23 protein-coding genes, 3 tRNA genes and 2 rRNA genes (1 of these 28 cut by a window edge) are annotated in these 24,872 nt (G+C 61.8%); 10 read left to right on the top strand and 18 right to left on the bottom strand.

Features of this window, described 5'->3' with window-relative positions:
* The first annotated feature begins 55 nt into the window (after positions 1 to 55).
* On the top strand, positions 56 to 859 hold the full coding sequence (gene motA, locus B8V81_RS10110; protein ID WP_028600719.1) for a flagellar motor stator protein MotA: 804 nt from the start codon (positions 56 to 58) through the stop codon (positions 857 to 859).
* A complete protein-coding gene (gene motB, locus B8V81_RS10105) occupies positions 843 to 1,694 on the top strand; it encodes a flagellar motor protein MotB (protein ID WP_028600720.1) in 852 nt (283 codons plus the stop codon). The genes motA and motB overlap by 17 nt, the downstream gene beginning before the upstream one ends.
* Positions 1,695 to 1,851: 157 nt before the next feature.
* Here the strand turns inward: motB and rluF are convergent, their stop codons facing one another.
* Together rluF and B8V81_RS10095 are read right to left on the bottom strand one after the other, a co-directional pair.
* Complete coding sequence (rluF, locus tag B8V81_RS10100; RefSeq protein WP_101808299.1) at positions 1,852 to 2,577, bottom strand: 23S rRNA pseudouridine(2604) synthase RluF; 726 nt, start codon at positions 2,575 to 2,577, stop codon at positions 1,852 to 1,854.
* Positions 2,578 to 2,651: 74 nt separating this feature from the next.
* Complete coding sequence (locus tag B8V81_RS10095; protein ID WP_146000479.1) at positions 2,652 to 4,454, bottom strand: ATP-binding protein; 1,803 nt, start codon at positions 4,452 to 4,454, stop codon at positions 2,652 to 2,654.
* Positions 4,455 to 4,941: 487 nt separating this feature from the next.
* Here B8V81_RS10095 and tadA point away from each other — a divergent pair, with 487 nt between their 5' ends.
* Positions 4,942 to 5,424, top strand: a complete 483-nt coding sequence (gene tadA / locus B8V81_RS10090) for a tRNA adenosine(34) deaminase TadA (protein WP_028600723.1) — start codon at positions 4,942 to 4,944, stop codon at positions 5,422 to 5,424.
* 57 nt (positions 5,425 to 5,481) lie between these two features.
* Here the strand turns inward: tadA and B8V81_RS10085 are convergent, their stop codons facing one another.
* The 3 genes from B8V81_RS10085 to B8V81_RS10075 form a co-directional block, all read right to left on the bottom strand.
* Entirely contained in the window at positions 5,482 to 5,673 is a 192-nt protein-coding gene (locus B8V81_RS10085) for an aspartyl-phosphate phosphatase Spo0E family protein (RefSeq protein WP_028600724.1), read from the bottom strand.
* A gap of 174 nt (positions 5,674 to 5,847) precedes the next feature.
* The gene (locus B8V81_RS10080) at positions 5,848 to 6,954 is read right to left on the bottom strand and encodes a DUF5808 domain-containing protein (RefSeq protein ID WP_028600725.1); all 1,107 of its coding nucleotides are present in this window, start codon (positions 6,952 to 6,954) and stop codon (positions 5,848 to 5,850) included.
* On the bottom strand, positions 6,951 to 7,343 hold the full coding sequence (locus B8V81_RS10075; RefSeq protein WP_028600726.1) for a GntR family transcriptional regulator: 393 nt from the start codon (positions 7,341 to 7,343) through the stop codon (positions 6,951 to 6,953). The genes B8V81_RS10080 and B8V81_RS10075 overlap by 4 nt, the downstream gene beginning before the upstream one ends.
* Positions 7,344 to 7,477: 134 nt before the next feature.
* On the opposite strand from B8V81_RS10075, the gene B8V81_RS10070 reads away from it, so the two are divergent.
* The 7 genes from B8V81_RS10070 to B8V81_RS10040 all read left to right on the top strand — a co-directional run bounded on the left by B8V81_RS10070 (position 7,478) and on the right by B8V81_RS10040 (position 12,564).
* Positions 7,478 to 7,696, top strand: coding sequence for a hypothetical protein (locus B8V81_RS10070; RefSeq protein WP_028600727.1), 219 nt, complete (start codon positions 7,478 to 7,480; stop codon positions 7,694 to 7,696).
* A 95-nt stretch (positions 7,697 to 7,791) separates the two neighbouring features.
* Positions 7,792 to 7,868: transfer RNA gene (locus tag B8V81_RS10065), tRNA-Arg, on the top strand.
* Between the two features lie 256 nt (positions 7,869 to 8,124).
* Positions 8,125 to 9,603, top strand: coding sequence for a ribosomal protection-like ABC-F family protein (abc-f, locus tag B8V81_RS10060; protein WP_101808297.1), 1,479 nt, complete (start codon positions 8,125 to 8,127; stop codon positions 9,601 to 9,603).
* Between the two features lie 84 nt (positions 9,604 to 9,687).
* Positions 9,688 to 10,065: a PH domain-containing protein gene (locus B8V81_RS10055; RefSeq protein WP_028600729.1), complete on the top strand. Its 378-nt coding sequence runs from the start codon at positions 9,688 to 9,690 to the stop codon at positions 10,063 to 10,065.
* Between the two features lie 84 nt (positions 10,066 to 10,149).
* Positions 10,150 to 10,226 (top strand) — tRNA-Pro (locus B8V81_RS10050).
* Between the two features lie 130 nt (positions 10,227 to 10,356).
* Positions 10,357 to 11,454 (top strand): SPFH domain-containing protein, encoded by a 1,098-nt coding sequence (locus B8V81_RS10045; protein WP_101808296.1) that lies wholly within the window; start codon positions 10,357 to 10,359, stop codon positions 11,452 to 11,454.
* A 6-nt stretch (positions 11,455 to 11,460) separates the two neighbouring features.
* Positions 11,461 to 12,564, top strand: a complete 1,104-nt coding sequence (locus B8V81_RS10040) for a hypothetical protein (protein ID WP_101808295.1) — start codon at positions 11,461 to 11,463, stop codon at positions 12,562 to 12,564.
* A gap of 200 nt (positions 12,565 to 12,764) precedes the next feature.
* Here B8V81_RS10040 and B8V81_RS10035 read toward each other — a convergent pair whose 3' ends face one another.
* The 13 genes from B8V81_RS10035 to B8V81_RS09980 form a co-directional block, all read right to left on the bottom strand.
* Positions 12,765 to 13,850, bottom strand: coding sequence for a hypothetical protein (locus tag B8V81_RS10035; RefSeq protein ID WP_146000478.1), 1,086 nt, complete (start codon positions 13,848 to 13,850; stop codon positions 12,765 to 12,767).
* A 191-nt stretch (positions 13,851 to 14,041) separates the two neighbouring features.
* On the bottom strand, positions 14,042 to 14,200 hold the full coding sequence (locus B8V81_RS10030; protein WP_028600732.1) for a small acid-soluble spore protein P: 159 nt from the start codon (positions 14,198 to 14,200) through the stop codon (positions 14,042 to 14,044).
* A gap of 50 nt (positions 14,201 to 14,250) precedes the next feature.
* The gene (locus tag B8V81_RS25210) at positions 14,251 to 14,427 is read right to left on the bottom strand and encodes a hypothetical protein (RefSeq protein WP_180968417.1); all 177 of its coding nucleotides are present in this window, start codon (positions 14,425 to 14,427) and stop codon (positions 14,251 to 14,253) included.
* Between the two features lie 17 nt (positions 14,428 to 14,444).
* On the bottom strand, positions 14,445 to 14,792 hold the full coding sequence (locus B8V81_RS10025; RefSeq protein ID WP_028600733.1) for a hypothetical protein: 348 nt from the start codon (positions 14,790 to 14,792) through the stop codon (positions 14,445 to 14,447).
* A 302-nt stretch (positions 14,793 to 15,094) separates the two neighbouring features.
* Positions 15,095 to 15,183 (bottom strand) — tRNA-Ser (locus B8V81_RS10020).
* Between the two features lie 67 nt (positions 15,184 to 15,250).
* Complete coding sequence (gene serS, locus B8V81_RS10015; RefSeq protein ID WP_101808293.1) at positions 15,251 to 16,534, bottom strand: serine--tRNA ligase; 1,284 nt, start codon at positions 16,532 to 16,534, stop codon at positions 15,251 to 15,253.
* A gap of 80 nt (positions 16,535 to 16,614) precedes the next feature.
* The gene (gene pdxT, locus B8V81_RS10010; protein ID WP_101808292.1) at positions 16,615 to 17,211 is read right to left on the bottom strand and encodes a pyridoxal 5'-phosphate synthase glutaminase subunit PdxT; all 597 of its coding nucleotides are present in this window, start codon (positions 17,209 to 17,211) and stop codon (positions 16,615 to 16,617) included.
* A gap of 7 nt (positions 17,212 to 17,218) precedes the next feature.
* Entirely contained in the window at positions 17,219 to 18,103 is an 885-nt protein-coding gene (gene pdxS, locus B8V81_RS10005) for a pyridoxal 5'-phosphate synthase lyase subunit PdxS (protein WP_205621437.1), read from the bottom strand.
* A 94-nt stretch (positions 18,104 to 18,197) separates the two neighbouring features.
* Positions 18,198 to 19,583: a D-alanyl-D-alanine carboxypeptidase family protein gene (locus B8V81_RS10000; protein ID WP_028600737.1), complete on the bottom strand. Its 1,386-nt coding sequence runs from the start codon at positions 19,581 to 19,583 to the stop codon at positions 18,198 to 18,200.
* Between the two features lie 176 nt (positions 19,584 to 19,759).
* The gene (gene guaB / locus B8V81_RS09995) at positions 19,760 to 21,217 is read right to left on the bottom strand and encodes an IMP dehydrogenase (RefSeq protein WP_028600738.1); all 1,458 of its coding nucleotides are present in this window, start codon (positions 21,215 to 21,217) and stop codon (positions 19,760 to 19,762) included.
* A gap of 150 nt (positions 21,218 to 21,367) precedes the next feature.
* Positions 21,368 to 22,654, bottom strand: coding sequence for a putative glycoside hydrolase (locus B8V81_RS09990; RefSeq protein ID WP_101808291.1), 1,287 nt, complete (start codon positions 22,652 to 22,654; stop codon positions 21,368 to 21,370).
* Positions 22,655 to 22,852: 198 nt separating this feature from the next.
* Positions 22,853 to 22,969 (bottom strand): 5S ribosomal RNA (gene rrf / locus B8V81_RS09985).
* An 84-nt stretch (positions 22,970 to 23,053) separates the two neighbouring features.
* Positions 23,054 to 24,872: ribosomal RNA gene (locus tag B8V81_RS09980) — 23S ribosomal RNA — on the bottom strand (it continues 1,123 nt past the right edge of the window).

Below are 24,872 nucleotides of genomic sequence, written 5' to 3'. Positions count from 1 at the left end.
GGAGGGCCTGCCGGCCTGCCGCTCTCCCTCATCTTCAGATTGGACGGGGTGCATTATGGAAAAGTCAACTTTCATCGGTATCGTACTCGGCCTTGCCGCCGTTCTCGTCGGCATGGTGCTCAAGGGAGCGCCGCTCCATAACCTGGCGAATCCGGCCGCCTTCATGATCATCATCGTCGGCACGTTCGCCTCCCTGTTCATCGGCTTCCCGATGAACGAGATCGCCAAATTTCCGACGCTGCTCAAGCTGACGTTCATCAACCCGAAGCTGGTCAGCCGCCAGGACCTCATCACGATGTTCGCGGATTGGGCAAGCATCACGCGCCGCGAAGGCCTGCTCGCCCTGGAGGCGAAGGTCGAGGAGATTGAGGATCCGTTCCTGAAGAACGGCATGCGCATGGTCATCGACGGCAACGATCAGGACTTCGTCCGCGACGTGCTGCTCGAGGACATCAGCGCGATGGAGGAGCGCCACAAAGCCGGCGCCCTGCTGTTCACGCAGGCCGGCACCTACGCGCCGACGCTCGGCGTGCTCGGGGCCGTCGTCGGCCTGATCGCCGCCCTGTCGGACATGAGCGACATGAACAAGCTCGCGCATGCGATCGCAGGCGCCTTCATCGCGACGCTGCTCGGCATTTTCACCGGCTACGTGCTCTGGCATCCGATCGCCAACAAGCTCAAGCGCATCTCCAAGCGCGAATCGCAGGTCAAGCTGATGATGGTCGAAGGTCTGCTCTCGATCCAGTCCGGCGTCTCCACGATCGCCATCAACCAAAAGCTGTCCGTCTACCTCTCGCCTAAAGAGCGCCTCCAAATGCAGGAATCGAAAGAAGGGAAGCTGATTGAGCAAGAAGCATAAGCACGAGGAGCACGAAGAGCATGTGGACGAATCCTGGCTCATCCCTTACGCCGACCTGCTGACGCTGCTGCTGGCGCTGTTCATCGTCCTGTACGCCTCCAGCAGCGTCGACGCCAAGAAGTTCGAGGAGATGAGCCGCGCGTTCAACATCGCTCTGAGCGGCGGCAACGGCGTGCTCGAGAGCTACAAGTCGATCGACAAGGAGGGCATGGTCGCCGACGAGAAGACCAAGGAGCAGAGCTCCAAGGACGCGCAGTCGGAGAGCACGACGACCTCCCAGCAAGTGAATGCCGCGAACCTGGACAAAGCGATGCAGGAGCTCATGCGCCAGGAGCAGGAGGATCTCGAGAAGCTCAAGAAGCAGGTCGACCAGTACATCGAGGACAAGGGCCTGACGACCTCGCTCGAGACGAAGCTCAACCAGTCCCGTCTCATGATCACGATCAGCGACAAAGCGCTGTTCCCGTCCGGCAGCGCCACGATCAAGCCGGAGGCCGAGCAGCTCGGCACGTACATCTCCGGCATCCTGCAGAAGTATCCGAACTACGAGGTGATGGTGTCGGGCCATACGGACAACCAGCCGATCTCCAACGCCCAGTTCCGCTCCAACTGGGATCTGAGCACGATGCGCGCCGTCCGCTTCATGGACGTGCTGCTGCATAACGACAAGCTCGATCCGAAGCGCTTCAGCGCGGTCGGCAACGGCGAGTACGAGCCGGTCGCGAGCAACGACACTGCCGCCGGACGGGCCAAAAACCGCCGCGTCGAGGTGTCGATCATCCGCAACTACGGCCAGCCTTCGGCCGCGCAGATGATTTCCGCCGGCTTCAAATGATCGGCTCGGCAAAAAGCCCCGCTTTTCCTGTCGCACAGGGAAAGCGGGGCTTTTTTGATGCTCGCTTCTCGCGCGTCTTCACGATCGGCGCGGGGAGAATGGCCGGCCGCGCGACCGGTCCGCGACCGGTCCGCGAACGCCGCGGCCAGCTAGCCGGTTACGTGCCGGGACGCCCGGCAGGCGGCGACGGCTCGTAGCTCAGCTCCGAGAACAGCTCCCGCAGCTCCTCGCGGGTCAGATCGCGCCATTTGCCGGACGGCAGGCTGCCGAGCGTGATGTTCATGATGCGCACGCGCTGCAGCCGGCGCACCCGGTAGCCGAAGGCGCTGCACATGCGCCGGATCTGCCGGTTCTTGCCCTCGGTGAGCACGATGCGGAACACCCGCTCGCTGACGCGCGTCACTTGGCAGGGCAGCGTCATGCCGCCAAGGATGCGCACGCCCTCGCTCATTCCTTTGAGGAAGGACGGCGTCACCGGCCGGTCGATCGTGACGATATATTCCTTTTCATGCTTGCCTTCCGCCCGGAGGACGCGGTTGACGATGTCGCCGTCGTTGGTCATGAGGATGAGGCCCTCGGAGTCCTTGTCCAGCCGTCCGATCGGAAAGATCCGCTCCTGATGCCCGACGAAGTCGACGATGTTGCCCTCGACATGCAGCTCCGTCGTCGACGTGATGCCGACCGGCTTGTGCAGGGCGATGTACACATGGCGGCTGTGCGTCGACAGCAGCTCGCCCTTTACCCGCACCTCGTCGCCCGCCTCCACCTGGCTGCCGAGCAGCGCCGTCTCGCCGTTGATCGTGACCTCTCCGCCGCTGACCAGCTTGTCCGCCTCCCGGCGGGAGCAGTAGCCGGTCTCGCTAATCCACTTGTTGATACGCACCTTGCAGACACCCCGTCTTCTACGCGGTCCGGCATCGCCGGCGCCGCTGCTGATGGCTTGATTGTACCATATTTCTACTCCGCTTCACCCTGGTAAGCCGGCAAAAGCACCGTCACCGACGTGCCCTCGCCAAGCTTGCTCGCGATCCGCATGCTTCCCTTATGCGATTGGATGATCCGCTGGCTGACCATGATGCCGAGGCCGGTTCCCGTCTCCTTGGCGGTGAAGAACGGATCGCCGATGCGGGGAATGATGTCCTCGGGTATGCCGACGCCTTCATCGGTGATGCAGATCGCGACCTCCCCTTCATGGGGATGGTCGATGTCGAACGTGACGTTGCCGCCGGCCGGCATCGCTTCGATCGCATTTTTGATGATGTTGATGAACACCTGCTTGAGCTGGTTCTCCTCGCAGGAGACGAGGCATGGCTCGCGGGTGAAGCGGGTGTGGAAGACGGCATTTTTGAGATGGCCCTCGCTGTCGAGCAGCGAGATGACGTCGCCGAGCACGTAGCGCACGTCCTTCACCTGGAACCGCGCCGCCTGCGGCTTGGCCAGGATGAGGAATTCGCCGACGATCAGGTTGATTCGGTCGAGCTCCGCCAGCATGATGTCGTTATGGCGCAGGCTCAGCTTGCCCGTCTCCTGCTGCAGCTGGAGGAAGCCGCGCAGCGTCGTGAGCGGATTGCGGATCTCATGCGCCACGCCGGCCGCGAGCTGGCCTACCGTCGTCAGCTTTTCCGAGCGGAGCAGCAGCTCCTCCATCTGCGAGCGGGAGGAGATGTCGCGCACGACGCTCACAAAGCCCCATGCCTCGCCCTGCGCGTCCCGCAGCGCGTTCAGCGAGCAGCTGACGCGGATATACGTGCCGCAGCGATGCCTCCACTCCTCCTCCGCGGGAGGCAGCAGCTCTCCGCTCACGAGCCGGGCGAGCTCCGCCTCCTCGTAGACGCTGTGCTGCGGATGCACGAGCTCGCGGATGTCCTTGCACAGCGCCTCCTCCTCCGTGTAGCCGAACATCTGGCAGAAGGCGCGGTTCACCTTGAGCAGGCGGAAGTCCAGGCCGATGATGACGATCGAATCGGCCGTATTCTGGATGATCGACTCCAGCTGATCCTTGATCCGCTCGTTCTCTTCGGAAGCCGCCCGCAGCTCCCCGGTATGGCGGAGCAGGTTATGGGACATGACCTTGACGCGCCGCGCGAGCTGCGACAGCTCGTCCCGTCCCTCCGCCTCGAGCGGCGTATCGAAGCGGCCTTCGGCCACGTCGCCGACCTTGCGCACGATCGCGCGCAGCGGACGGAGCACGGAACGGATGATGAGCCAAATGAGGCCCATCAGCACGAGGAATATGCCGGCGGCGCCGATCAGCTCGTTGCGGGCATGGATTCCGGACAGATGGTCGATATCGATGCGCTCCACGGCGAGGCTGATCCGGTAGGGGACGCCGTCCAGCGCGAACGGATAGCTGGTGCGCATGATATCCGTGTCCGGCACCTCGGCTTGCGCCATCGCCTGCGCGCTCTCGCGAAGCAAGCGCTTGCCCGTCTCGTCGTCAAAATAGCCGCTGGTCCCTTCGACCAGCAGCGGAGCGCCGCCGTCCTCCATGCGCCAGATGCCGATTTCGAGAATTTGCGGCTCGTATTGGACGATGAGCGGCAGCAGCTCTTCGGGCGTCCTGCCCGGGCTGGCCGAAGCGCCTTCCGACCGATAGGTCGAAAAGAGCTTCACGGTCTGATCCGCAACGCTTTTCGTGAAGCGCTCGTATTGGCGCGCCAGCTCCTTGCGGATCAGCACGTCGCTGAAAGCGAGATGAAACAGAAGCATGAGGCCGACCAGCAACGAAATGAACAGGGACAGCTTCGTTTTCAACGTCACCGCCGGATACACATCCTTTGTCGTCCGCGTCTCTTTCGATCATACCATAATTATCGAACCGCCCGATATTCGCCGACAGAAGCAAAAGACTCAAAAGCTAGCGGGACTCCAAACGGCCCTTCCATCCCCATGTGGATGATTTATAAACAGAACTATCCCCAGTCCGAGCAAGTTATCCCCATAATTACGGCGTTTTCCACAGGGGAGTCGTGGATAGATGGAAAGAAGATTCAAACAATTTATCGTTATCCACAATCTTGTGCACAACATGTTAACAAAAGAATGTTTGTTCGGGGCATAATTCGACAAATTATGACGATCCCGATTCGCTCTTGCGGCGCTCGTTTCGAGTCTTGGAAAGCTGGAGAAGGCTTTTCCACAATTGTTGTGCATAATCGGGCGGAGTTGCATTGCGGCTGCGGATCAGGCACAATGGAGCCAAACTTTACGCGGCCGCTGGCGGCCGCATCAAGGCAGGGATGAAAGCTTGCAGCATCGAGAAGAAGACGAGCGCTGGATGAGGGAAGCGATCGCCGAGGCCCGCAAGGCCGAAGCGATCGGAGAAGTGCCGATCGGCGCGGTCGTCGTGCGCGGAGGAGAGATCATCGGCCGGGGCTTCAACCGCCGCGAGACCGGGCTCGATCCGACCGCCCATGCCGAAATGCTGGCGATCCGCGAGGCGAGCGAGGCGCTCGGCGCGTGGCGGCTGCTGGAATGCACGCTGTACGTCACGCTGGAGCCTTGCCCGATGTGCGCCGGAGCGATCGTGCAAGGAAGGGTGCCACGCGTCGTCTACGGAACGCCGGATCCGAAGGCCGGCTGCGCCGGCACGCTGATGAACCTGCTGCAGGAGCCGCGCTTCAATCATGAGGCGGCGCTCGTGTCGGGCGTCCTGCAGGAAGAATGCGCCTCTCTGCTGACCGATTTTTTCCGGCGGCTACGCCAAATGAAAAAATCAAGCCCCTCGTAAGCGCAACAAAGGCCTCTGCCGATCCGAGCGACGGAATCCCACCTTCGCTCTCCCCGGTCAGAGGCCTTTTTTCATCTGCTTTTCCAGTCTCTGCTCACGTTGACGCTGCTGGAGTTCCACGATCAAGCCATCCGCTTCCTCGCTGATCGCGAGCACCACCGGATCCGTCAGGCTTCCTTTCGCCTCGGCCGCCTCGTACAGCTTCTTCCTCAGATCCTGCAAGCGCTCCAGCATTTCCTTTTTTTCCATCAATGGCCCAGCTACGCTCCTCGCCTCGGGTCGCCCCTCGTCATGTAGCTCTTATTATACCCCGTATGGCGGAAGCTTGTTTGTAGGAACTTGTCGACGGTTTCCAAGAAAATGAGCGAAATAATCGACAATGGCAGAGGGATTTTCGATCTATTTACCTAATTTATAGGACTTTTATCCCACAACTCTCGGGACCACGATGATCAGAACAATCAGTGCAAGGAGGAACAGCCAAGCAAGCGGATGGGCCCAGTTGAGCGTGAATCCGATGCCGGACCGCTTCTCCACGAACACGGACGCGTCGTTCCGATTCCAGTAAAAGGCGCCGAGCTTCCAGTTGGCGTCCTCGCCGGGAACCGGTGCATCCCGGCGGCCGCGGCCGAGCCGCATCATGCCGAATGCCGAACCGCCGGCGAGCAGCAGCGGCACGAGGCCGATCGCGCCGATCCAGACGCCATCCTGCCCTCCGCTGCCGTACAGCATGAACGCTTGGGTAGCGCCCATGAAGACGAGGATGCCGAGGCCGAGCAGCAGCATGAGCATCGACATGCCGCGGCGGTAGCGGACCTGCTGGTCGCGGTGCTCTTGCGGCGCCCCCGGGGCGAGCCTGAGCCGCGCCGCGCCGATCGTATAGTTCGCGAACAGGAACGCCGCCAGCACGGTGAGCTGCGCGAGATTCAGTCCGAACACCGCCCCCGGAGACTTCGGCTCGATCCGGTCCGGCAAGCCCTGAGCGTTGTAGTGCAGAATGACGGGATCGACGATCCGGTCGTAAAAGAGCGCCGCCGCTCCGGCGGAGATGGCGATGACGAGCAGATGCGGCAGGAACCAAAGCAGCGGATACGCAAGCCGCTGCCGGCTGCGGATCGTCAGGTCGGCCGCCCCCCGGCTCTCCTCCTCCTCCGCCCAGCCCCGCTCCTCCTTGAGCCGCGTCGTCCTGCCGTGGCTGAGCACGAACCAGCCTCCGGCCGCCGCGAGCTGCAGCAGCAGGGCGGCTACCGGCAGCGCGCTCGTCCAGACGCTCAATTCCTCCTCGGACCCGCCGCCGTTCAGCACGGCGAGGGCGGCCGCGATGGCAGCGATGAGCGCCGACAGGCCGAAGACGCCGGAGCGGTAGCTGCGTTTCAAGCGAAGCACCTCGGGATCGCTTTCTCGGCCGGCCGGCAGCGCCACGCCGAACAGGATGTTGCTCGGCGCCAGCGACGGCTGCAGCAGCGTAGCGCCCGTCGTGAGGGCATAAGTCCCCCCCAGCACGAGCCATGCGGCGAGTTCATTCGTCATGATGGATCCTCTCCTTTCAAGCTGCGGTACGCCGAGCGGCATTGCTCGACGAATTCCTCCTCCTCCATGCTGCGGCAGACCGACTCGGCGGCCAAGGAGCGCAGCTGCCGGCTCATCATGGCCCGGAATTCCGGCGTCGCCGGCACGGAACCGAGCGGCTGCACGACTGCGCCCTTCTGGCGATGGATCTGCACGTAGCCTTCCTGCTTGAGCCGCTGGTACGTCTTGTTGACCGTATGCAGATTGATGCTCAGGTCACCGGCGAGGCTGCGCACGGACGGCAGGCTGTCGCCTGAAGTCAGAGAGCCGTCCGCGATGCCCCGTACGATCTCGTCGTACAGCTGGCTATACAGCGGCAGCTCGGACTCGTAGTCGAGCGTGACGATCATCGAGAATCACCCCTCATTCCATTTGTTATATATTAAGTATAACAGATATTCAATGCATACCGCAACCCGTCGTTCTAGCGGCTTGTCCCTCCTCATACAATGGAGCATCGAGCAGAATCGGAAGGAGGAAAGCCGTGACGGATCGGACCAGATCGGGCGGACGCGACCGGCGTCCCGAAGCGGCCGGCAGCTTCGAAGGATGGGTGTATTGCCTGGACAGCGGCCGGCTGCAGCCGGCAGGCGAAGGACATTACGTCTTCCGCACCGGATTCCGCACCTGCGGTGGCGTCGTCTATCCGGTCGCCGTCCGCCGGCGCAGCCTGCGGGGGCCGCATCTCATCCTCTCCTCCTGAAGCCGGCGACGGGGGAGAGAGCGGTGATCGGGGCAGGAGAGGCAGCGCGTTCGGTTGCATCGTCCGGCGGAAGCGTGCTATATTGGTTCTGATGCGCGCCCGTAGCTCAGCAGGATAGAGCAACAGTTTCCTAAACTGCAGGTCGTACGTTCGAATCGTATCGGGCGCGCCATTCACCAATTCAATCGGACGGGAGCTGGAGAGCACATGTAGAATTTCTTGCAGTCGGAAAGTCAGCCCGCGTTTTTCGCGTGGTTCTTTTTGACGGGCAAGAAAGCTGCATTCCTCTTCGGCTACCCGTGTCAGCATGGGAGTCGGCCCTTTATGGAGCCGATTCTTTTTTTCTGCATCTTCATGCGGGCTGCGGGAAGGGGAAGGCACCTTTCTTGCAGCCTATTTTTTATGGATGCAGGAGGGTGAACCATTCGATGTCCTTGATTCAGGTTACGAACCTTACTTTCGCCTACGACGGCAGCTACGATCCCATATTCGAAAAGGCCAGCTTCCAGCTCGACACCGACTGGAAGCTCGGCTTCACCGGCCGCAACGGCCGGGGCAAGACGACCTTCCTCCGGCTGCTGCTCGGAGAGCTCGACTACGCCGGCCAGATTTCCGCGGACGTGGAGTTCGACTACTTCCCGTTCCCCGTCGACCAGCCGTCGGATCAGACGCTGGACGTCATCGACCGGCTCGTCCCGGACTATGCCTTCTGGGAGCTGAAGCGCGAGCTGACGCTGCTGCGGGTGGACGAGGACGCGCTGTATCGGCCGTTCGAGACGCTGTCCAGCGGCGAGCAGACCAAGGTGCTGCTGGCGGCGCTTTTCCTCAAGGACAACCGCTTCCTGCTCATCGACGAGCCGACCAACCATCTCGACGCGGAGGGCCGCCAGCTCGTCAGCGACTATCTCCGATCCAAGAAGGGCTTTATCCTCGTCTCCCATGACCGGGCCTTCCTGGACAACTGCATCGACCACGTCCTCTCCATCCAGAAGAACAAGATCGACGTCCAGAAGGGCAGCTTCTCCTCGTGGTGGGAGAACAAGCAGCGCGAGGACCAGTTCGAGCTCGGAGAGAACGAGAAGCTGCAGAAGGAGATCAAGCGGCTGACCGACGCTTCCCGCCGGACGCGGGAATGGTCGCATGCGGTGGAGAAGAGCAAAAACGGCACGACGAACTCCGGCTCCAAGCTCGACAAGGGCTATGTCGGCCACAAGGCCGCCAAGATGATGAAGCGCTCCCTGACGGCGGAACGGCGGCGGCAGTCGTCCGCGGACGAGAAGGCGAAGCTGCTCAAAAACGTCGAGAGCGCCGACAGCCTGAGCCTGTCGCAGCTGAGCTATCATCGCGACCGGCTCGTCGAGGCCGTCGACCTGTCGATCCGCTACGGCGGCCAGGCGGTGTGCTCCGGCGTGCGCTTCGACATCGGGCAGGGGGACCGCGCCGCCATCACAGGCCGCAACGGGTCCGGCAAGTCGAGCCTGCTGCGGCTCGTCTGCGGCGAGCCCGTGCCCCATGAAGGCGCGCTCCGCATCGGCAGCCAGCTGAAGATCTCCTATGTGTCGCAGGACACCTCCCGTCTGCAGGGCGATCTGACGAGCTACGCCCGCTCCTGGGGCATCGACGAGAGCTTGTTCAAGGCGATCCTGCGCAAGCTCGACTTCGCCCGCACGCAGTTCGACAAGGATATCTCGTCCTACAGCGGCGGCCAGAAGAAGAAGGTGCTGATCGCGCGCAGCCTGTGCGAGCCGGCGCATCTGCATGTGTGGGATGAGCCGCTCAACTTCATCGACGTCATCTCCCGCATGCAGATCGAGGAGCTGCTGCTCGAGCATGAGCCGACGCTGCTGTTCGTCGAGCATGACCGCGAGTTCAGCCGGGCGGTCGCGACGAAAACGATCGAGCTGTAAGCTTTTTTCTCCTTGATCTGGAATATCGAGGCGTCCCTTCCGTTATAAGGAGTAGGAAGCATCAACTTGAGAGGAAGTGGCGGCATGGGGTTGTTTGACGGATTGATGGGCAATGCATCCGAGCTGAATCCGGCCGATGTGCAGCGGGAGTTCCAGCATATGCTCGCCCGCAACGAGCGGGTCGAGAAGGGCTACAAGCTGATCCGCGACATGTTCATCTTCACCGATCGTCGGCTCATTCTGGTCGACAAGCAGGGCCTTACCGGCAAAAAGACGGAGTATCACTCGTATGCGTACAAGAGCATCACGCATTTCTCCATCGAGACTGCCGGTCATTTCGATCTGGACGCGGAGCTGAAATTCTGGGTGTCGGGGAACCCGAGCCCCGTCACCAAGACGTTCAACAAATCGCTCAACATTTACGAGCTGCAGAGCGTGCTGGCCGAATTCGTCTGCAAGTGAACGGAGAGCCTCCTTGGCGGGGCTCTTTTTTCTTTACAGCTTTTTCGCGTTGTGATATTATCATTTATGCTAAATTGATGTTTTCGAGACGTGGCTCAGCTTGGTAGAGCGCTTGCTTCGGGAGCAAGAGGTCGCAGGTTCAAATCCTGTCGTCTCGACCATATTTCTTCGATACCGCCCCGCTGTCGCCGACAGCGGGGCTTTTTGCATCCTTTTTCCGCCAGGCGTCGTATGTTCCGGACCGGAAGTTTATAATAGAACCATAGACTCAGCATAGAAAGGCGGACGGATATGGGCATTTTCGACTTTCTCAAAGGGCAATTCATCGAGGTCATCGAGTGGCTGGACGGCACGGGAGACATGGTCTACCGCTTCCCCGTCTACGACAATGCGATCAAAATGGGCGCGAAGCTCGTCGTACGCGAATCCCAGGCCGCGATCTTCGTCAACGAAGGCCAGATCGCCGATGTGTTCGGTCCCGGCACCTACACGCTGAGCACGCAGAACCTGCCGGTGCTGACGGCGCTGCGCTCGTGGAAATACGGCTTCAACTCGCCGTTCAAGGCGGATGTCTACTTCGTCAGCACGCGCAATTTCACCCAGCTCAAGTGGGGCACGACGAATCCGGTGCTGATGCGCGACGCCGAGTTCGGCATGGTGCGCCTGCGCGGCTACGGCACATATGCGCTGCGCGTCGGCGATCCGGCGCTGTTCCTGAAGGAGATCTTCGGCACGCAGGCGAGCTTCTCGGCCGAGTCGATCGCCGGCTACCTCAAGTCGCTCATCGTCTCCGGCGTCAGCGACCTGCTCGGCGAATCCCGCATTCCCGCGATCGACCTCGCCGCCTCCTATGACGAGCTCGGCCAGACGGCCGCCGCGAAGCTGCAGCCCCGCTTCGCCGCCATGGGCCTCAGCCTGACGGCGCTCACGGTCGAGAACCTGTCTCTCCCCGAGGAGGTGGAAAAGGCCGTCGACCGCCGCTCGTCGATGGGCGTCGTCGGCAATCTCGACACCTACCTCAAGTACCAGTCCGCCGAAGCGGTGCGCGAAGCGGCGAACAACCCCGGCGGCGACGCGGGAGCCGGCATCGGCCTCGGCGCCGGCATGGCGATGGGCCAGGCGCTCGGACGGGCGCTCGCCGGACAGGGCGAGCCCGCAGCCGCGGACAACGCGGCGGCCTCCCCGCCAGGCGCAGCCGGAGCGGCCGCGCGCAGCGACGGCCCGCCGTCCGGCGGCCAGCCCGCACGCGGCGGCGAAGCGCCGGCAGGCGGCGCGCCTGCGGACCGCTCCGCCGCCCCGGAGGCGCCGGCCAAGAAGTTCTGCTCCGAATGCGGGCAGCCGCTCGCTCCCGGCGCGAAGTTCTGCTCGAACTGCGGGACCAAGGTGTAGCGCGCCATGGAGGAGCAAGCCATCGCCAAGGACGCGATCCGCTTCCCCTGCTCGAGCTGCGGCGGTCCGATGCTGTTCGACGCCGACACGCAGCAGCTCAAATGCGCCTACTGCGGACGACTGCAGGACATCGAGGCGGACGGTTCGGCGCCGATCGAGCATGCGCTGGACGGCGACGAGGGCGGCGCCTTGACGGACTGGGGCCTCGAGCAGGTCGCGGTGCGCTGCGGCAGCTGCGGCGGCGAGAGCTTGATCCCGGCGCAGCAGACGGCGGCGATCTGTCCGTTCTGCGGCTCGCCCAAGGTGCTCCCGCATGCGCAGGAGCAGCTGATCCGCCCCGAGTCGCTCATTCCCTTCCGCATCGACCGGGACGACGCGGCCGCATCCTTCCGCGCCTGGAAGAAGAAGCGCTGGTTCCTGCCGAACGCCTTCAAAAAAGAAAACACGGCGGTCCAGCTCTCTGGCATCTACATTCCCTACTGGACCTACGACGCCGACACCGCCTCCTCCTACAGCGCGCGGCGCGGCGACTACCATTACCGCCCGGTGACGCGGACGCGGGTCGTCGACGGCAAGACGCAGACGTATACGGAGATGGAGCGCTACACGGTATGGAGGTCGGTCAGCGGCCATTACGACCGCTTCTTCAACGACGTGCTCATTCCCGCATCCGGCCATTATGACGCGCAGCTGCTCGACCGGCTCGGCAACTTCCGGCTGGACGGCCTGCTCGGCTACAAGCCCGACTACTTGAGCGGGTACATCGCCGAGCGCTATTCGGTCGGCCGCGACCAGGGCTGGGAGCGGGCCCGCCGGCGCATCGACGCCATGCTGGAGGACGACATCCGCTCGGAGATCGGCGGCGACGAGATCAGCGGCCTGACCATCGGCACCCAGGTGGCGGGCCGCACCTACAAGCATCTGCTGCTCCCGGTCTGGAACGCCGCCTATACGTACCGCGGCAAGCCGTTCCGCTTCATGGTCAACGGCCAGACCGGCCTCGTCTCCGGCGAGGCGCCGCGCAGCCCGTGGAAGATCGGCTTTTTCACGCTCGCCTGCCTGGCGGTCGCTGCCGCCATCGCGTGGATCGTCATGCAGCAGCAAGGTTAGCTCCGGTTCGAATCGTATCCGGCCTCTTCGTTCCCATTCGGCGCAGCTGCGCCGATCCGCATCCGCTGCGGACCGCAAAAAAGCGCCCGCCCTCTCCGGAGGGCAGGCGCTTCTTTGTGCTTTATTGGGCCAAGGAAGGCTCCGGTTTCGGCTGAACGAACCGGCAACGAACCGGCACCCGCGGATGGCCGATGCCGCTATCAGCGGGTTGGAGGGGCCGCCGCGCCGAGCGCTTCGGCGAGCTTGTCGACCGGCTGCGCGTCCGCCGGAATCTCCTGCGTGAACGCGGCCGGCTCATTCAGCTTGCTGTACGTCGTCGCGCCGCTCAGAACGGCCTTGAACGAGGCCGCGCCCTGCGGATCCGTGTAGGAGACGTTCAGGTCCAGGCTCTGGTAAGCCAGCTTGCCGTCCTTGATCGCTCCGATGAGCTTGACCTGCTCCAGCTTGAGCTGCTCGCGCAGCTGCTTGGACAGCTCGGAGTTCGGATCGGCCAGCTCCTTGCGGCTCGCCTCGGCCTCGGCCCTGTCCAGGCCGAGCGCCTGCAGATAGGCTTCGTTCGCCAGCACGACGTCGAGCACCGCCGGCAGCGCCTGCTCGGCCACGACGGCCATCGCCTGCTCGCCGCTCGCGCCGTCCGCCTGGAACTGCACGATAGAGTCCGCCTCCAGCCCTTGGGGCAGATTCGCTTCCTCCGGCTTCAGGCTCTTGAAGTAGGTCTTCTCCTCGAACGGCTTCATGAAAGCCGCTCCCGCCTCCAGCATGAGCCGCTGCTGGACCGACGGATCGAGCTTCTGCATCGGCTCGCCCTTCTCGCTGGCGAGCTTGTCGGCATCAATGACGACGTACTTGCCGGCCAGCTCCGACGGGATGAGATCCGGCACCTGGATGTATACCTTGTCGCCCGTCATGATCATCGGCAGCGTCAGCTCCATCGGCGCCGACGGCAGCGTCAGCTTGACGGTCGCGTCTGTCCGCATCGGCTCCCGCTGGTAGATGCCGTCCATCTGAATCGTCATCCCCTTGGCCAGCTCCGCCATCAAGCCCGACAGATCCGGCTGGCCCTCCGGCTTCGCCGGCTCATCGGCGGCCGGCTGCGGCAGCTGAAGCTCCTTGAACGTCGCGGTCGACTGGAACGCGTACGAGCCAGCCGCGCTCAGCTCGGCAAGCGCCTGCTCCAGCTCCGCCTTCGGCGAAGCCTCTTCCCCCGTGCAGCCGGCGACCGCGAGCAGCGCGGCAGCGCCGAGCCCGGCAGCGGCAAGCTTCAAGGGGCGTGTCATGAACTTCAATGCATTTCCTCCTCTATCTCATTCCCATGCTCGTGAACCGACTCTCTGTATTCTACCATCGCCCGCGGCCGTTGAATAAGAGCGAGAACAAGACGGCCTGCTTTTCGCGATACGAATAACGTCCAGTATAGCAAATAAAGCCGCTCCCCTCAAAAGGGAAACGGCTCCAATCCGATCGCGGGGGCCGTCGATCAGCCGCCTTCCGGATTATGATGATCGACATGATTCCGGTTTTTGACCTTCTTGCTGCCGGAAAGAGGCTGCTGCGGCTGTCCATGATCATGCCCCTGGCGGGAGGCCTTGCGGTCCTCGTCGGGGTTCGGGACAGGAATGCTGTCAGGCTTGCTCATGCGCGCGTCTCCTCCTTTCATGCATCGTAAATGGAATCAAACCGAGCGGCTCAGCTCAGCGGATGATCCAGGTCGGTTTCGTTTTCATGGTTCAGATGGTCCTGGTGGCGCCGATCCTCGGTCTGCCGCTGAAGCTGGTTCGCCTGATGAGCGTTGACCGGCTCCTGCTCCAGATCCTTCACGACGTTCTGCAGGTTCTTGTCCACGGCGCTTTTATTTTTGGTCATCGCTCGCTCTCCTCCCGCTACGCTTTGGTCAGGCGATGCAGAGCCTGCGCGCATTCATGCAGATGGCGGCGATAGTCTGCCACCTGCTGCTGCACGAGCTCCTTGCGCTCGTCGATCGTCTTTTTGGCTTCGTCCACATCAATGAGGCTGATCTCCACCTCGCGGCTGTCCACATAGGTCACCTTGAAGTCGTACGAATACATCTGATGCCCGGCCCCGTAAATCGTAACGCGGAGCGAGCGGTCATCCGCCTCGTCCTCGAACACCTCGCAGCGATCGGTCTCGTTCAAGACCGTCGGCAGCGTCTCCCGCCAGGCCTGCGCCAGCCGGGCCTGATCCAGCTTCAGCTCGTCAACTTTGCTCATGGTCGCCTTCCACCTCCATTCCCTAGGGTGCGACCGGATCAAGGTTTCTATGCTTGGCGGGTGCTGGAACCGCCGCTCCATTTACGCAAAAAACCGATCCCTCTTCAGGGATCGGTCGATTTTTCCGTATGGCGGAGAGAGTGGGATTCGCTCCGTCGCACAGCGCCTAACCGGCGCTGATCATGCTCCTATCACGCCTGGGCCTACAAACACGATGTGTTTGCTTTACGGCCCGTTCTCGAATCCCACCTCGCCCTACGCAAAAAACCGATCCCTCTTCAGGGATCGGTGGATGTTCCGTATGGCGGAGAGAGTGGGATTCGAACCCACGTGGGCTTGCACCCTAACGGTTTTCAAGACCGCCCCGTTATGACCGCTTCGGTATCTCTCCTCAAGGCAGTTACCCGAGCATTGTACCATAGGGCACTTGTCTCAGGCAACCGGCCCCGAACGGAAAGCTAGCCGCGCGGACCGATCTTCTCGATGCCGCCCATGTAAGGACGGAGCACCTCCGGCACGACGATCGTGCCGTCCGCCTGCTGGTAGTTCTCCAGCACGGCTGCGACCGTACGGCCGACCGCGAGGCCCGAGCCGTTGAGCGTATGCACGAACTCCGGCTTGCTCTTGGCGTCGCGGCGGAACCGGATGCCGGCCCGGCGCGCCTGGAAGTCCTCGCAGTTGGAGCACGACGAGATCTCGCGGTACGTGCCGGCGCTCGGCAGCCACACCTCCAGATCGTACGTCTTCGCCGCGGAAAAGCCCATGTCGCCCGTGCACAGCTGCAGCACGCGATAAGGCAGGCCGAGCAGCTGCAGGACGCGCTCGGCGTTTTGCGTCATCGACTCCAGCTCGTCGTACGATTCCTCGGGCTTGGCGAGCTTGACCAGCTCGACCTTATTGAACTGATGCTGGCGGATCAGCCCGCGCGTATCGCGTCCGGCTGCTCCCGCCTCGCTGCGGAAGCAGGCGCTGAACGCGACGAAGCGTTTCGGCAGCTCCTCGGCCGTCAGAATCTCCTCGCGGTGGAGGTTCGTCACCGATACCTCCGCCGTCGGAATGAGGTAGTAGTCACTGTCCGTCAGCTTGAACAGATCCTCCTCGAACTTCGGCAGCTGGCCGGTGCCCACGAGGCTGTCGCGATTGACGATCTGCGGCGGCAGCACTTCGGAATAGCCGTGCTGGTCGCTGTGCAGATCCATCATGAAGTTGAGCAGCGCGCGCTCAAGCCGCGCCCCGAGACCCGTGTAGAACACGAAGCGGGAGCCCGTCACCTTGGCGGCGCGCTCGAAGTCGAGCAGCCCCAGGCTCTCGGCGAGATCCCAGTGAGCCTTCGGCTCGAAGTCCAGCGCTGTCGGCTCCCCATGACGGCGGATCTCGACGTTGTCTTCCTCGCCTCCGCCGACCGGCACCGATTCATGCGGCAGGTTCGGCACGGCCAGCACGATCGCTTCCATCTCCTCGTCGAGAACGCGCAGCTCTTCGTCCAGCTCCTTGATCCGGTCGCCGACCTCGCGCATCTCGATGATCAGCGCTTCGGCGTCGCCGCCGCTTTTCTTGAGCTTGGCCACTTCCTGGGACACCGTGTTGCGGCGGGCCTTGAGCGTTTCGCCTTCCTGGATGATCGAGCGGCGCTTGGCATCCAGCTCGGGGAAGGCGCTGATCAGCTCCAGCGGCTTTTTGCGGTCGTTCAAGGCCTGAGCGACGCGGTCGTATTCGTTGCGAAGCAGTTTGAGATCCAGCACGAGACGTCTCACCTTTCTTTATGGGGAAATAACGGAAGGAAGGGCGGACGGTCAGCCCGTTCGCCCTGTCGCTTCCTTTGTTATGCTTGCGTCTTGGCCGCTGCCGCCTCACGCACCATGTCCGCGAAGTAGGCATGCAGCCGGTAATCGTCGGTCAGCTCCGGATGGAACGACGCTGCGAGCAGCGAGCCTTCGCGGGCCGCGACGATTTCGTCTTTGTACACCGAAAGCACGTCCACGCCAGAGCCGACGCGGCCGATCAGCGGCGCGCGGATGAATACGGCGCGAATCGGCTCGTCGATGCCCTTGATGTCGAGCTCCGTCTCGAAGCTTTCCCGCTGACGGCCGAAGGCGTTACGGACGACCGTCATGTCCATGAGGCCGAGATGGGCCTCCTCGCCGCCTTCGATTTCCTTGGCGAGGACGATCAGCCCCGCGCAGGTGCCGAACAAGGGCTTGCCCTGGGCATGGAACTGCCGGATCGCCTCGATGAAGCCGTACTTGCGCATCAGCTTGCCGATCGTCGTGCTCTCGCCGCCAGGAATGACCAGTCCGTCCAGCGTCTCCAGCTCTTCCGGACGCTTGACCGGAACGGCTACCGCTCCGGCGGACTGAAGGCTGCGGATATGCTCGGCCACAGCGCCTTGCAGCGCCAGGACGCCAATTTTAGGGGCCATGAAGCGATTACCAGCCGCGGTCGGACATGCGCTCATGCGACGCCAGCTTGGAGATCTCGATGCCTTTCATCGGCGCGCCCAGGTTTTTGGACACTTCCGCGATCAGCTTGTAGTCGGTGTAGTGAGTCGTCGCCTCGACGATCGCGCGGGCGAAGCGCTCCGGATTGTCGGACTTGAAGATGCCGGAGCCGACGAAGACGCCGTCTGCGCCCAGATGCATCATGAGGGCGGCATCGGATGGCGTCGCTACGCCGCCAGCGGCGAAGTTGACGACCGGCAGCTTGCCCGTCTCATGCACGTTCAGCAGCAGCTCGTACGGCACGCCGAGATTTTTCGCTTCCGCGTACAGCTCGTCCTTGGACAGGCTTTGCACCTTGCGGATCTGGCCCGTGATCAGGCGCATATGACGCACGGCTTCGACGATGTTGCCCGTTCCCGGCTCGCCCTTCGTGCGCATCATGGACGCGCCTTCCTGGATGCGGCGAAGCGCCTCGCCCAGATCCTTGGCGCCGCATACGAACGGCACGGTGAATTCGCGCTTGTCGATGTGGAACACCTCATCGGCAGGCGTGAGCACTTCGCTCTCGTCGATGTAGTCCGCTCCCAGCGCTTCCAGCACGCGCGCCTCGACGTAGTGACCGATACGGGCTTTGGCCATGACCGGGATGGAGACGACCTTCATGACTTCCTCAAGGACGGTCGGATCCGCCATGCGGGCGACGCCGCCGGCCGCGCGGATATCGGAAGGCACGCGCTCAAGCGCCATGACCGCCGTAGCGCCGGCCGCCTCCGCGATTTTCGCTTGCTCCGCATTCATGACGTCCATGATGACGCCGCCTTTTTGCATTTCTGCCATGCCGCGCTTGACGCGCGATGTACCTGTCTCCAACATTCCCATTTCCTCCTATAGTCTGATCAATCCGAGCGGATTATCCGAGCATGATTATCCCAAATTCTATCATCATTCCCCTTGGCGGGACAACATCTTAAAACAAATTCACGATGCCTTTGAACAAGCCGGAGAAGAACTCTCCGATGCCGCGCATCATGAGCGAGAACCAGCCCGCCTTCTCGACGTCCTCAGTCGCGACCAGATTGAGCTGCTTCGTCACGACCGAGCCGGACTCCGGATCCTTGAACTCGTACGTGACGGTGCCGATCTTCTGTCCGACCTTGACCGGCGCGACGAGCTCTCCGTCCGCCGGCAGGCTCGTCGAGGATACGACCGCCTGCGGCGTCGAGCCCTTCTTGACCATGAGCGAGAAATCCGATTCGGTCGCGATCGCTACGGTCTTGCTCTTGCCTTTGGCTAGTTTAACCGTTTCGGCCGATTCTACGACGGACTTGGGCTGCACGATCGTCTTGCGCTCCAGGTTGGTGAACGCCCAGTCGTAAAGCTTGCGCGTCTCGAGGAACCGCTTGCCCTTGTTCTTGGTGCCGTATACGACGCTGATCAGACGCGTGTCGCCGCGCTTGACGGTGCCGGTGAAGCAATAGCCGGCCGCGCTCAGGTAGCCCGTCTTCATGCCGTCCACTCCGTCATACGTATACTGGGCAAAGTTCGCATTGCCCTTGTTGCCCTCGAGCATCCAGTCGTTGTTGATCATCGGCTTGTCGTCCCGCTCGCGGAACTTGATGGAAGGAATCTTGGAATAGTCCAGAAACTCCGGATGCTCCTTGAGGATCGTCATCGCCAGCTTGGCCGTGTCCTTGGCTGCGATCAGAGTCGTATCGAGCAGGCCGGTCGAGCTGGTGAAGGTCGCCGTCGTCAGTCCGATCTCCTGCGCCGTGGCGTTCATCATCTCCACGAAGCCCGCCTCGCTGCCGCCGAGCTGCGTCGCCAGCGCGACCGTAGCATCGTTGGCCGAAGCGACGGACATCGCCGTATAAAGCTCCTTGACCGTATGCGTATCGCCTTCGGCCAGGTAGATCTGCGAGCCGTCTGCCGGCGTGCTTGCCGCTTCCTTGCTGACGGAAACCTCCTGCTCCCAGCTGAGCTTGCCTTCCTTGATCGCCTTGAGCACCATGTACTCGGTCATCATCTTGGTCATGCTCGCCGGCGGGAGCGGCTTGTCGATGTTGTAGCTGTACAGCAGCTGCCCCGTGTCCGCGTCGATGACGATCGCGGCGCTCACCGCCAGATCAAGCGGATTCGAGCTCGGGTTCTTGTCCGGATAGCTTGGAATCGTTGCAGGCGCGGTGGCTGCGGGCGCATCGGCTGCGGACGCCGCGTTCGTTGCCGTATTGGTAGTCGCTGCCGCATAGGCAGCTGGAATCGTCGAAGTCGCCGCGCAGGATCCTGCGAGCAGGGAGGCCGCCATGATAGCGGAGATGACCGGCTTTGCGAGCGCCGGAGCCAATCTTGCTTTCAACGTTTATTCTCTCCTTCACATGGGTTTGTCCAGCCCTTATTGTACCATACCGTCAACGAGACAGGGGATGTTTTTGCTTCGCCCTACGGCCCCTCGATCCCGCAAGACGCAAAAAAACAGGCCGCGCTGGCGGCCTGCCGTTGTAGAAGAAGCGGTTCCGGCGAGCTTCCTCTCGCTTAGAGCGAGTAGTTCGGAGCTTCCTTGGTGATCTGGACATCATGCGGATGGCTCTCGCGCAGACCGGCGCCCGTGATGCGGATGAACGACGTGTCGTTCTTCAGCTCCTCGATCGTCGCCGTACCGCAATAGCCCATGCCCGCGCGCAGGCCGCCGATCAGCTGATGGACCGTATCGGCCAGAGGTCCCTTGTACGGGAGACGCCCTTCGATGCCTTCCGGCACGAGCTTGTTCTCGTTCTCTTGGAAATAGCGGTCCTTGCTGCCTTCCTTCATCGCGCCGAGCGAGCCCATGCCGCGATAGACCTTGAACCGGCGGCCTTGATAAATCTCCGATTCGCCCGGGCTTTCTTCCGTTCCGGCGAACAGGCTGCCGATCATGATCGCGCTCGCTCCAGCGGCGATCGCCTTGGTGATGTCGCCGGAATATTTGATGCCGCCGTCTGCGATGACCGGCACTCCATATTCGCGGGCAACCGTCGCGCAGTCATAGATCGCCGTGATCTGCGGCACGCCGATGCCGGCGATGACGCGGGTCGTGCAGATCGAGCCGGGTCCGATGCCGACCTTGACGACAGAGGCGCCTGCTTCGATCAGGTCGCGCGTCGCCTCGCCGGTCGCCACGTTGCCCGCGATGATCGTCAGCTCCGGATATTGGCCTCTGAGCGTGCGGACCATCTCGATGATATTGATATGATGACCGTGCGCGGAGTCTACGACCAGCACGTCGATCCCCGCCTTGACGAGGGCTTCTGCGCGCTCCAGCGAATCCTTGGATACGCCGATCGCGGCTCCGCAGAGCAGCCGTCCTTGCTTGTCCTTTGCCGCTTTCGGGAACTGGATCGCCTTTTCGATGTCTTTGATCGTGATGAGGCCCTTGAGCGTGTTCGTCTCGTCGACGAGCGGCAGCTTCTCGATCTTATGCTTCTGCAGCAGCACCTCGGCCTCCTGCAGCGTCGTGCCGACCGGAGCGGTGACCAGCTCCTCGCGCGTCATGACGTCGCTGATCTTCATGGAGTAATCGTGTACGAATCGAAGGTCGCGGTTCGTCAGGATGCCGACCAGCTTGCCTGCATCATCGACGATAGGAACGCCCGAGATCCGGTATTTGCCCATAAGCTCCTCGGCGTCATAGACATGATGCTCCGGCGTCAGGGAGAACGGATTGGTGATGACGCCGCTCTCGGACCGCTTGACCCGATCGACCTCTTCCGCCTGCTGGGCCACGCTCATGTTCTTATGAATGATGCCGATGCCGCCCTCGCGAGCCAGCGCGATCGCGAGCGCCGCCTCCGTCACGGTGTCCATGCCCGCGCTGATGAGCGGAATGTTGAGCTTGACCGACTCGCTTAGTCGCGTACCGATCTCCACTTCCCGAGGAAGCACTTCCGAGCGGCGGGGGACAAGCAGAACATCGTCGAAGGTAAGGCCTTCCTTAGCGAATTTCGTTTCCCACACGAATGATTTCCTCCTAATTCTTATGGCTTGCCGAATATATTATTGACCATCTTAGCAGAGGGGTCTAGGGCTGTCAAGGCAAGGAAAATCCTGCTTTCATAAGGATTTTCAAGCCTTTCCGGCACCGATTCGGACCGTTTTCGCGAGCCTTTAGGAGGAGGCTCCGGCCGGCTTGGCCGGCATCGGATACAGGCATTTCGGACTCCAGAGCAGATACTCCTTGACGCCCGCATCCTCCGCTGCGCGAATCTGCTCCCGCAGCTCCGCCTCTCCGTACACCCGGTGCGGATGAAGCCAGGTCGCCGTAAAGCTCTGCAGCCAAGGACGGATCGCAGCCGGCTGCGTCCCTCCTTGCAGCAGATGGCGGTTGCGCGCCGAAGCATCCGTCATCGCTTTATGAATGACTTCGAATGGACTCAGGTCCGGCTCTGCGATGCCGTACATCCCCGGCGAATAGTGGGAAGGATACACCATCGGCGAGATCGAGTCCACGCGCGAAGCGACGGTGCGCCAGGACTGGCCGATGCCCATATCGTCCGGGGAAGAGGTCACGAGTCCAAAAACATCGGCCGAAACCTTCGCTCCTGTGCGATGGATCGCATCCGCGGCTTGTCCGAGAAAAGCGCCGATCGCCTCGCTCTTCGCTCCCGCGCCGGCTCCGTAGTCGAGCTTCGCCTCCGTCGCAGCGCCGTTGGCGGGGAAGCGGACATAGTCGAACTGAATTTCGTCGAATCCAAGCTCGGCCGCTTCCTTGGCGATAGCGATGTTGTAGCTCCATACTTCCTTGCGGTGAGGATTGATCCAAGCCTTGCGCTTCGCGTCCCGCCACACTTTCCCGTTCTTCTGGTGAATCGCCCAATCGGGCACTTTGCTCGCCAGCAGCGCGTCCTTGAATACGACCTGCCGCCCGATGACATACACGCCGGCTCGATGGAGCTGCTCGACCAATGCTTTCGGATCGTCGATCAACGGCCTGCTGTCGGTGCCCAGCCGCTTCGCCAGCTTGACCTGGGAAGCATAGGTCATCAAGCCGTAGTCATCCTTGATGTCGATGACCATCGCATTCAGCTCGGTGCGGGCGACCAGCTCCATCAAACGCCCCATCGCCCGTCTGCTGCCTGCGGCGTAGCCGGACACATAGATGCCTCTTACCGGCTCTTCCCGCTTTGTCGCAGAAGCTCGGGCCGGCGTCTCGACCGCTGCCGCCAGCTCTACGTCCGCCGGGGGCGAAGCTCGCCAGACGCCAGGCAACGAAGAAGATACGGCCGCACCTGGAGCTTTCCGTTCCAGAGCGGACGGCACGCTCTTTGGCTGGCTCTGCTCTCTCTCAGGACTGGTTCCCTCCAGCCCCCCTTGCGAGCAGCTGGCCATCAGCAGCGATGCTGCAGCGGCGGCTGCCAGTCCAATCTCCCGGCCTTTCCTGCGGCCCTTTTGCATGACGCTCCCTCCTTGAACCCATCGGTGAACGTAGTATGGACTTTATTCCCTTTAAAAACCCCATTGCTCCAGCTCCAGAAAATGATGGCAACAAGTTCAGGTCGGAACGAAGGCATGCTTGGTTCGTCCCGTTCCGGTTTATGCCCCAAATGCAAAAAGCCGCCGCATCCGAAGATGCGGCGGCTCGTGATTGCAAGTGCTTGGCGACGTCCTACTCTCCCAGGACCCTGCGGTCCAAGTACCATCGGCGCTGGAAGGCTTAACGGTCGTGTTCGGGATGGGTACGCGTGGTTCCCTTCCGCCATCGCCACCAAACGTCCTGCTTGCTCAAGGCGTAGGCTTGCGCCCTGAAAACTGGATCGAACGAAATGCCGTGCTGACCGGCTGTTCTTGCTTGAATAGGATAAGCCCTCGACCGATTAGTACTCGTCAGCTGCACACGTTGCCGCGCTTCCACCTCGAGCCTATCGACCTGGTCGTCTTCCAGGGGTCTTACATACTGGGAAATCTCATCTTGAGGGGGGCTTCGCGCTTAGATGCTTTCAGCGCTTATCCCGTCCGTACGTAGCTACCCAGCGGTGCTCCTGGCGGAACAACTGGTACACCAGCGGTACGTCCATCCCGGTCCTCTCGTACTAAGGACAGCTCCTCTCAAATTTCCTACGCCCACGACAGATAGGGACCGAACTGTCTCACGACGTTCTGAACCCAGCTCGCGTACCGCTTTAATGGGCGAACAGCCCAACCCTTGGGACCTACTTCAGCCCCAGGATGCGATGAGCCGACATCGAGGTGCCAAACCTCCCCGTCGATGTGGACTCTTGGGGGAGATAAGCCTGTTATCCCCAGGGTAGCTTTTATCCGTTGAGCGATGGCCCTTCCATTCGGTACCACCGGATCACTAAGCCCGACTTTCGTCCCTGCTCGACTTGTTGGTCTCGCAGTCAAGCTCCCTTATGCCTTTGCACGCTTCGAATGATTTCCAACCATTCTGAGGGAACCTTTGGGCGCCTCCGTTACATTTTAGGAGGCGACCGCCCCAGTCAAACTGCCCGCCTGACACGGTCCCTTCACCGGCTTCACGGTGACAGGTTAGAACTCCGATACGATCAGGGTGGTATCCCAACGGCGCCTCCACCGAAGCTGGCGCTCCGGCTTCCTAGGCTCCCACCTATCCTGTACAGATCGTACCAAAGTCCAATATCAAGCTGCAGTAAAGCTCCATGGGGTCTTTCCGTCTTGTCGCGGGTAACCTGCATCTTCACAGGTAGTAAAATTTCACCGGATCTCTCGTTGAGACAGCGCCCAAGTCGTTACGCCATTCGTGCGGGTCAGAATTTACCTGACAAGGAATTTCGCTACCTTAGGACCGTTATAGTTACGGCCGCCGTTTACTGGGGCTTCGGTTCACAGCTTCGGGTTGCCCCTAACCGCTCCCCTTAACCTTCCAGCACCGGGCAGGCGTCAGCCCGTATACTTCGCCTTACGGCTTCGCACAGACCTGTGTTTTTGCTAAACAGTCGCTTGGGCCTTTTCACTGCGGCCCCCTCGGGCTATTCACCCTACCGAGGCACCCCTTCTCCCGAAGTTACGGGGTCATGTTGCCGAGTTCCTTAACGAGAGTTACTCCGCGCGCCTTAGCATGCTCTGCTCGCCTACCTGTGTCGGTTTGCGGTACGGGCACCTTCGCCTGGCTAGAAGCTTTTCTTGGCAGCTGGAGATCATGACCTTCGGTACTGTAAGTTTCCCTCCCCATCACAGCCCAGCCTTACGGTTTGCGGATTTGCCAACAAACCAGCCTCACTGCTTGGACGGACACATCCATCGGTCCGCGTCACTACCCTTCTGCGTCACTCCATTGCTCATAACGGCTTACGGTGGTACAGGAATATCAACCTGTTGTCCTTCGACTACGCCTTTCGGCCTCGCCTTAGGTCCCGACTTACCCTGAGCGGACGAACCTTCCTCAGGAACCCTTAGGCTTACGGCGGATCAGATTCTCACTGATCTTTTCGTTACTCATACCGGCATTCTCACTTGTGTACCGTCCACCAGTCCTTGCGGTCTGACTTCAACCTATACACAACGCTCCCCTACCCAATGCTGCCAAGCTTGCGCTTGCAGCTTTGCCATAGCTTCGGTGGTGTGTTTAGCCCCGTTACATTTTCGGCGCAGAGTCACTCGACCAGTGAGCTATTACGCACTCTTTAAATGGTGG

It is taken from the genome of Paenibacillus pasadenensis, assembly GCF_002864175.1.
In the GTDB taxonomy this organism is placed as follows: domain Bacteria; phylum Bacillota; class Bacilli; order Paenibacillales; family Paenibacillaceae; genus Paenibacillus_O; species Paenibacillus_O pasadenensis.
The sequence above is the reverse complement of the archived record's forward strand: the minus strand, read 5'-3'. Positions and strand labels throughout refer to the sequence as shown.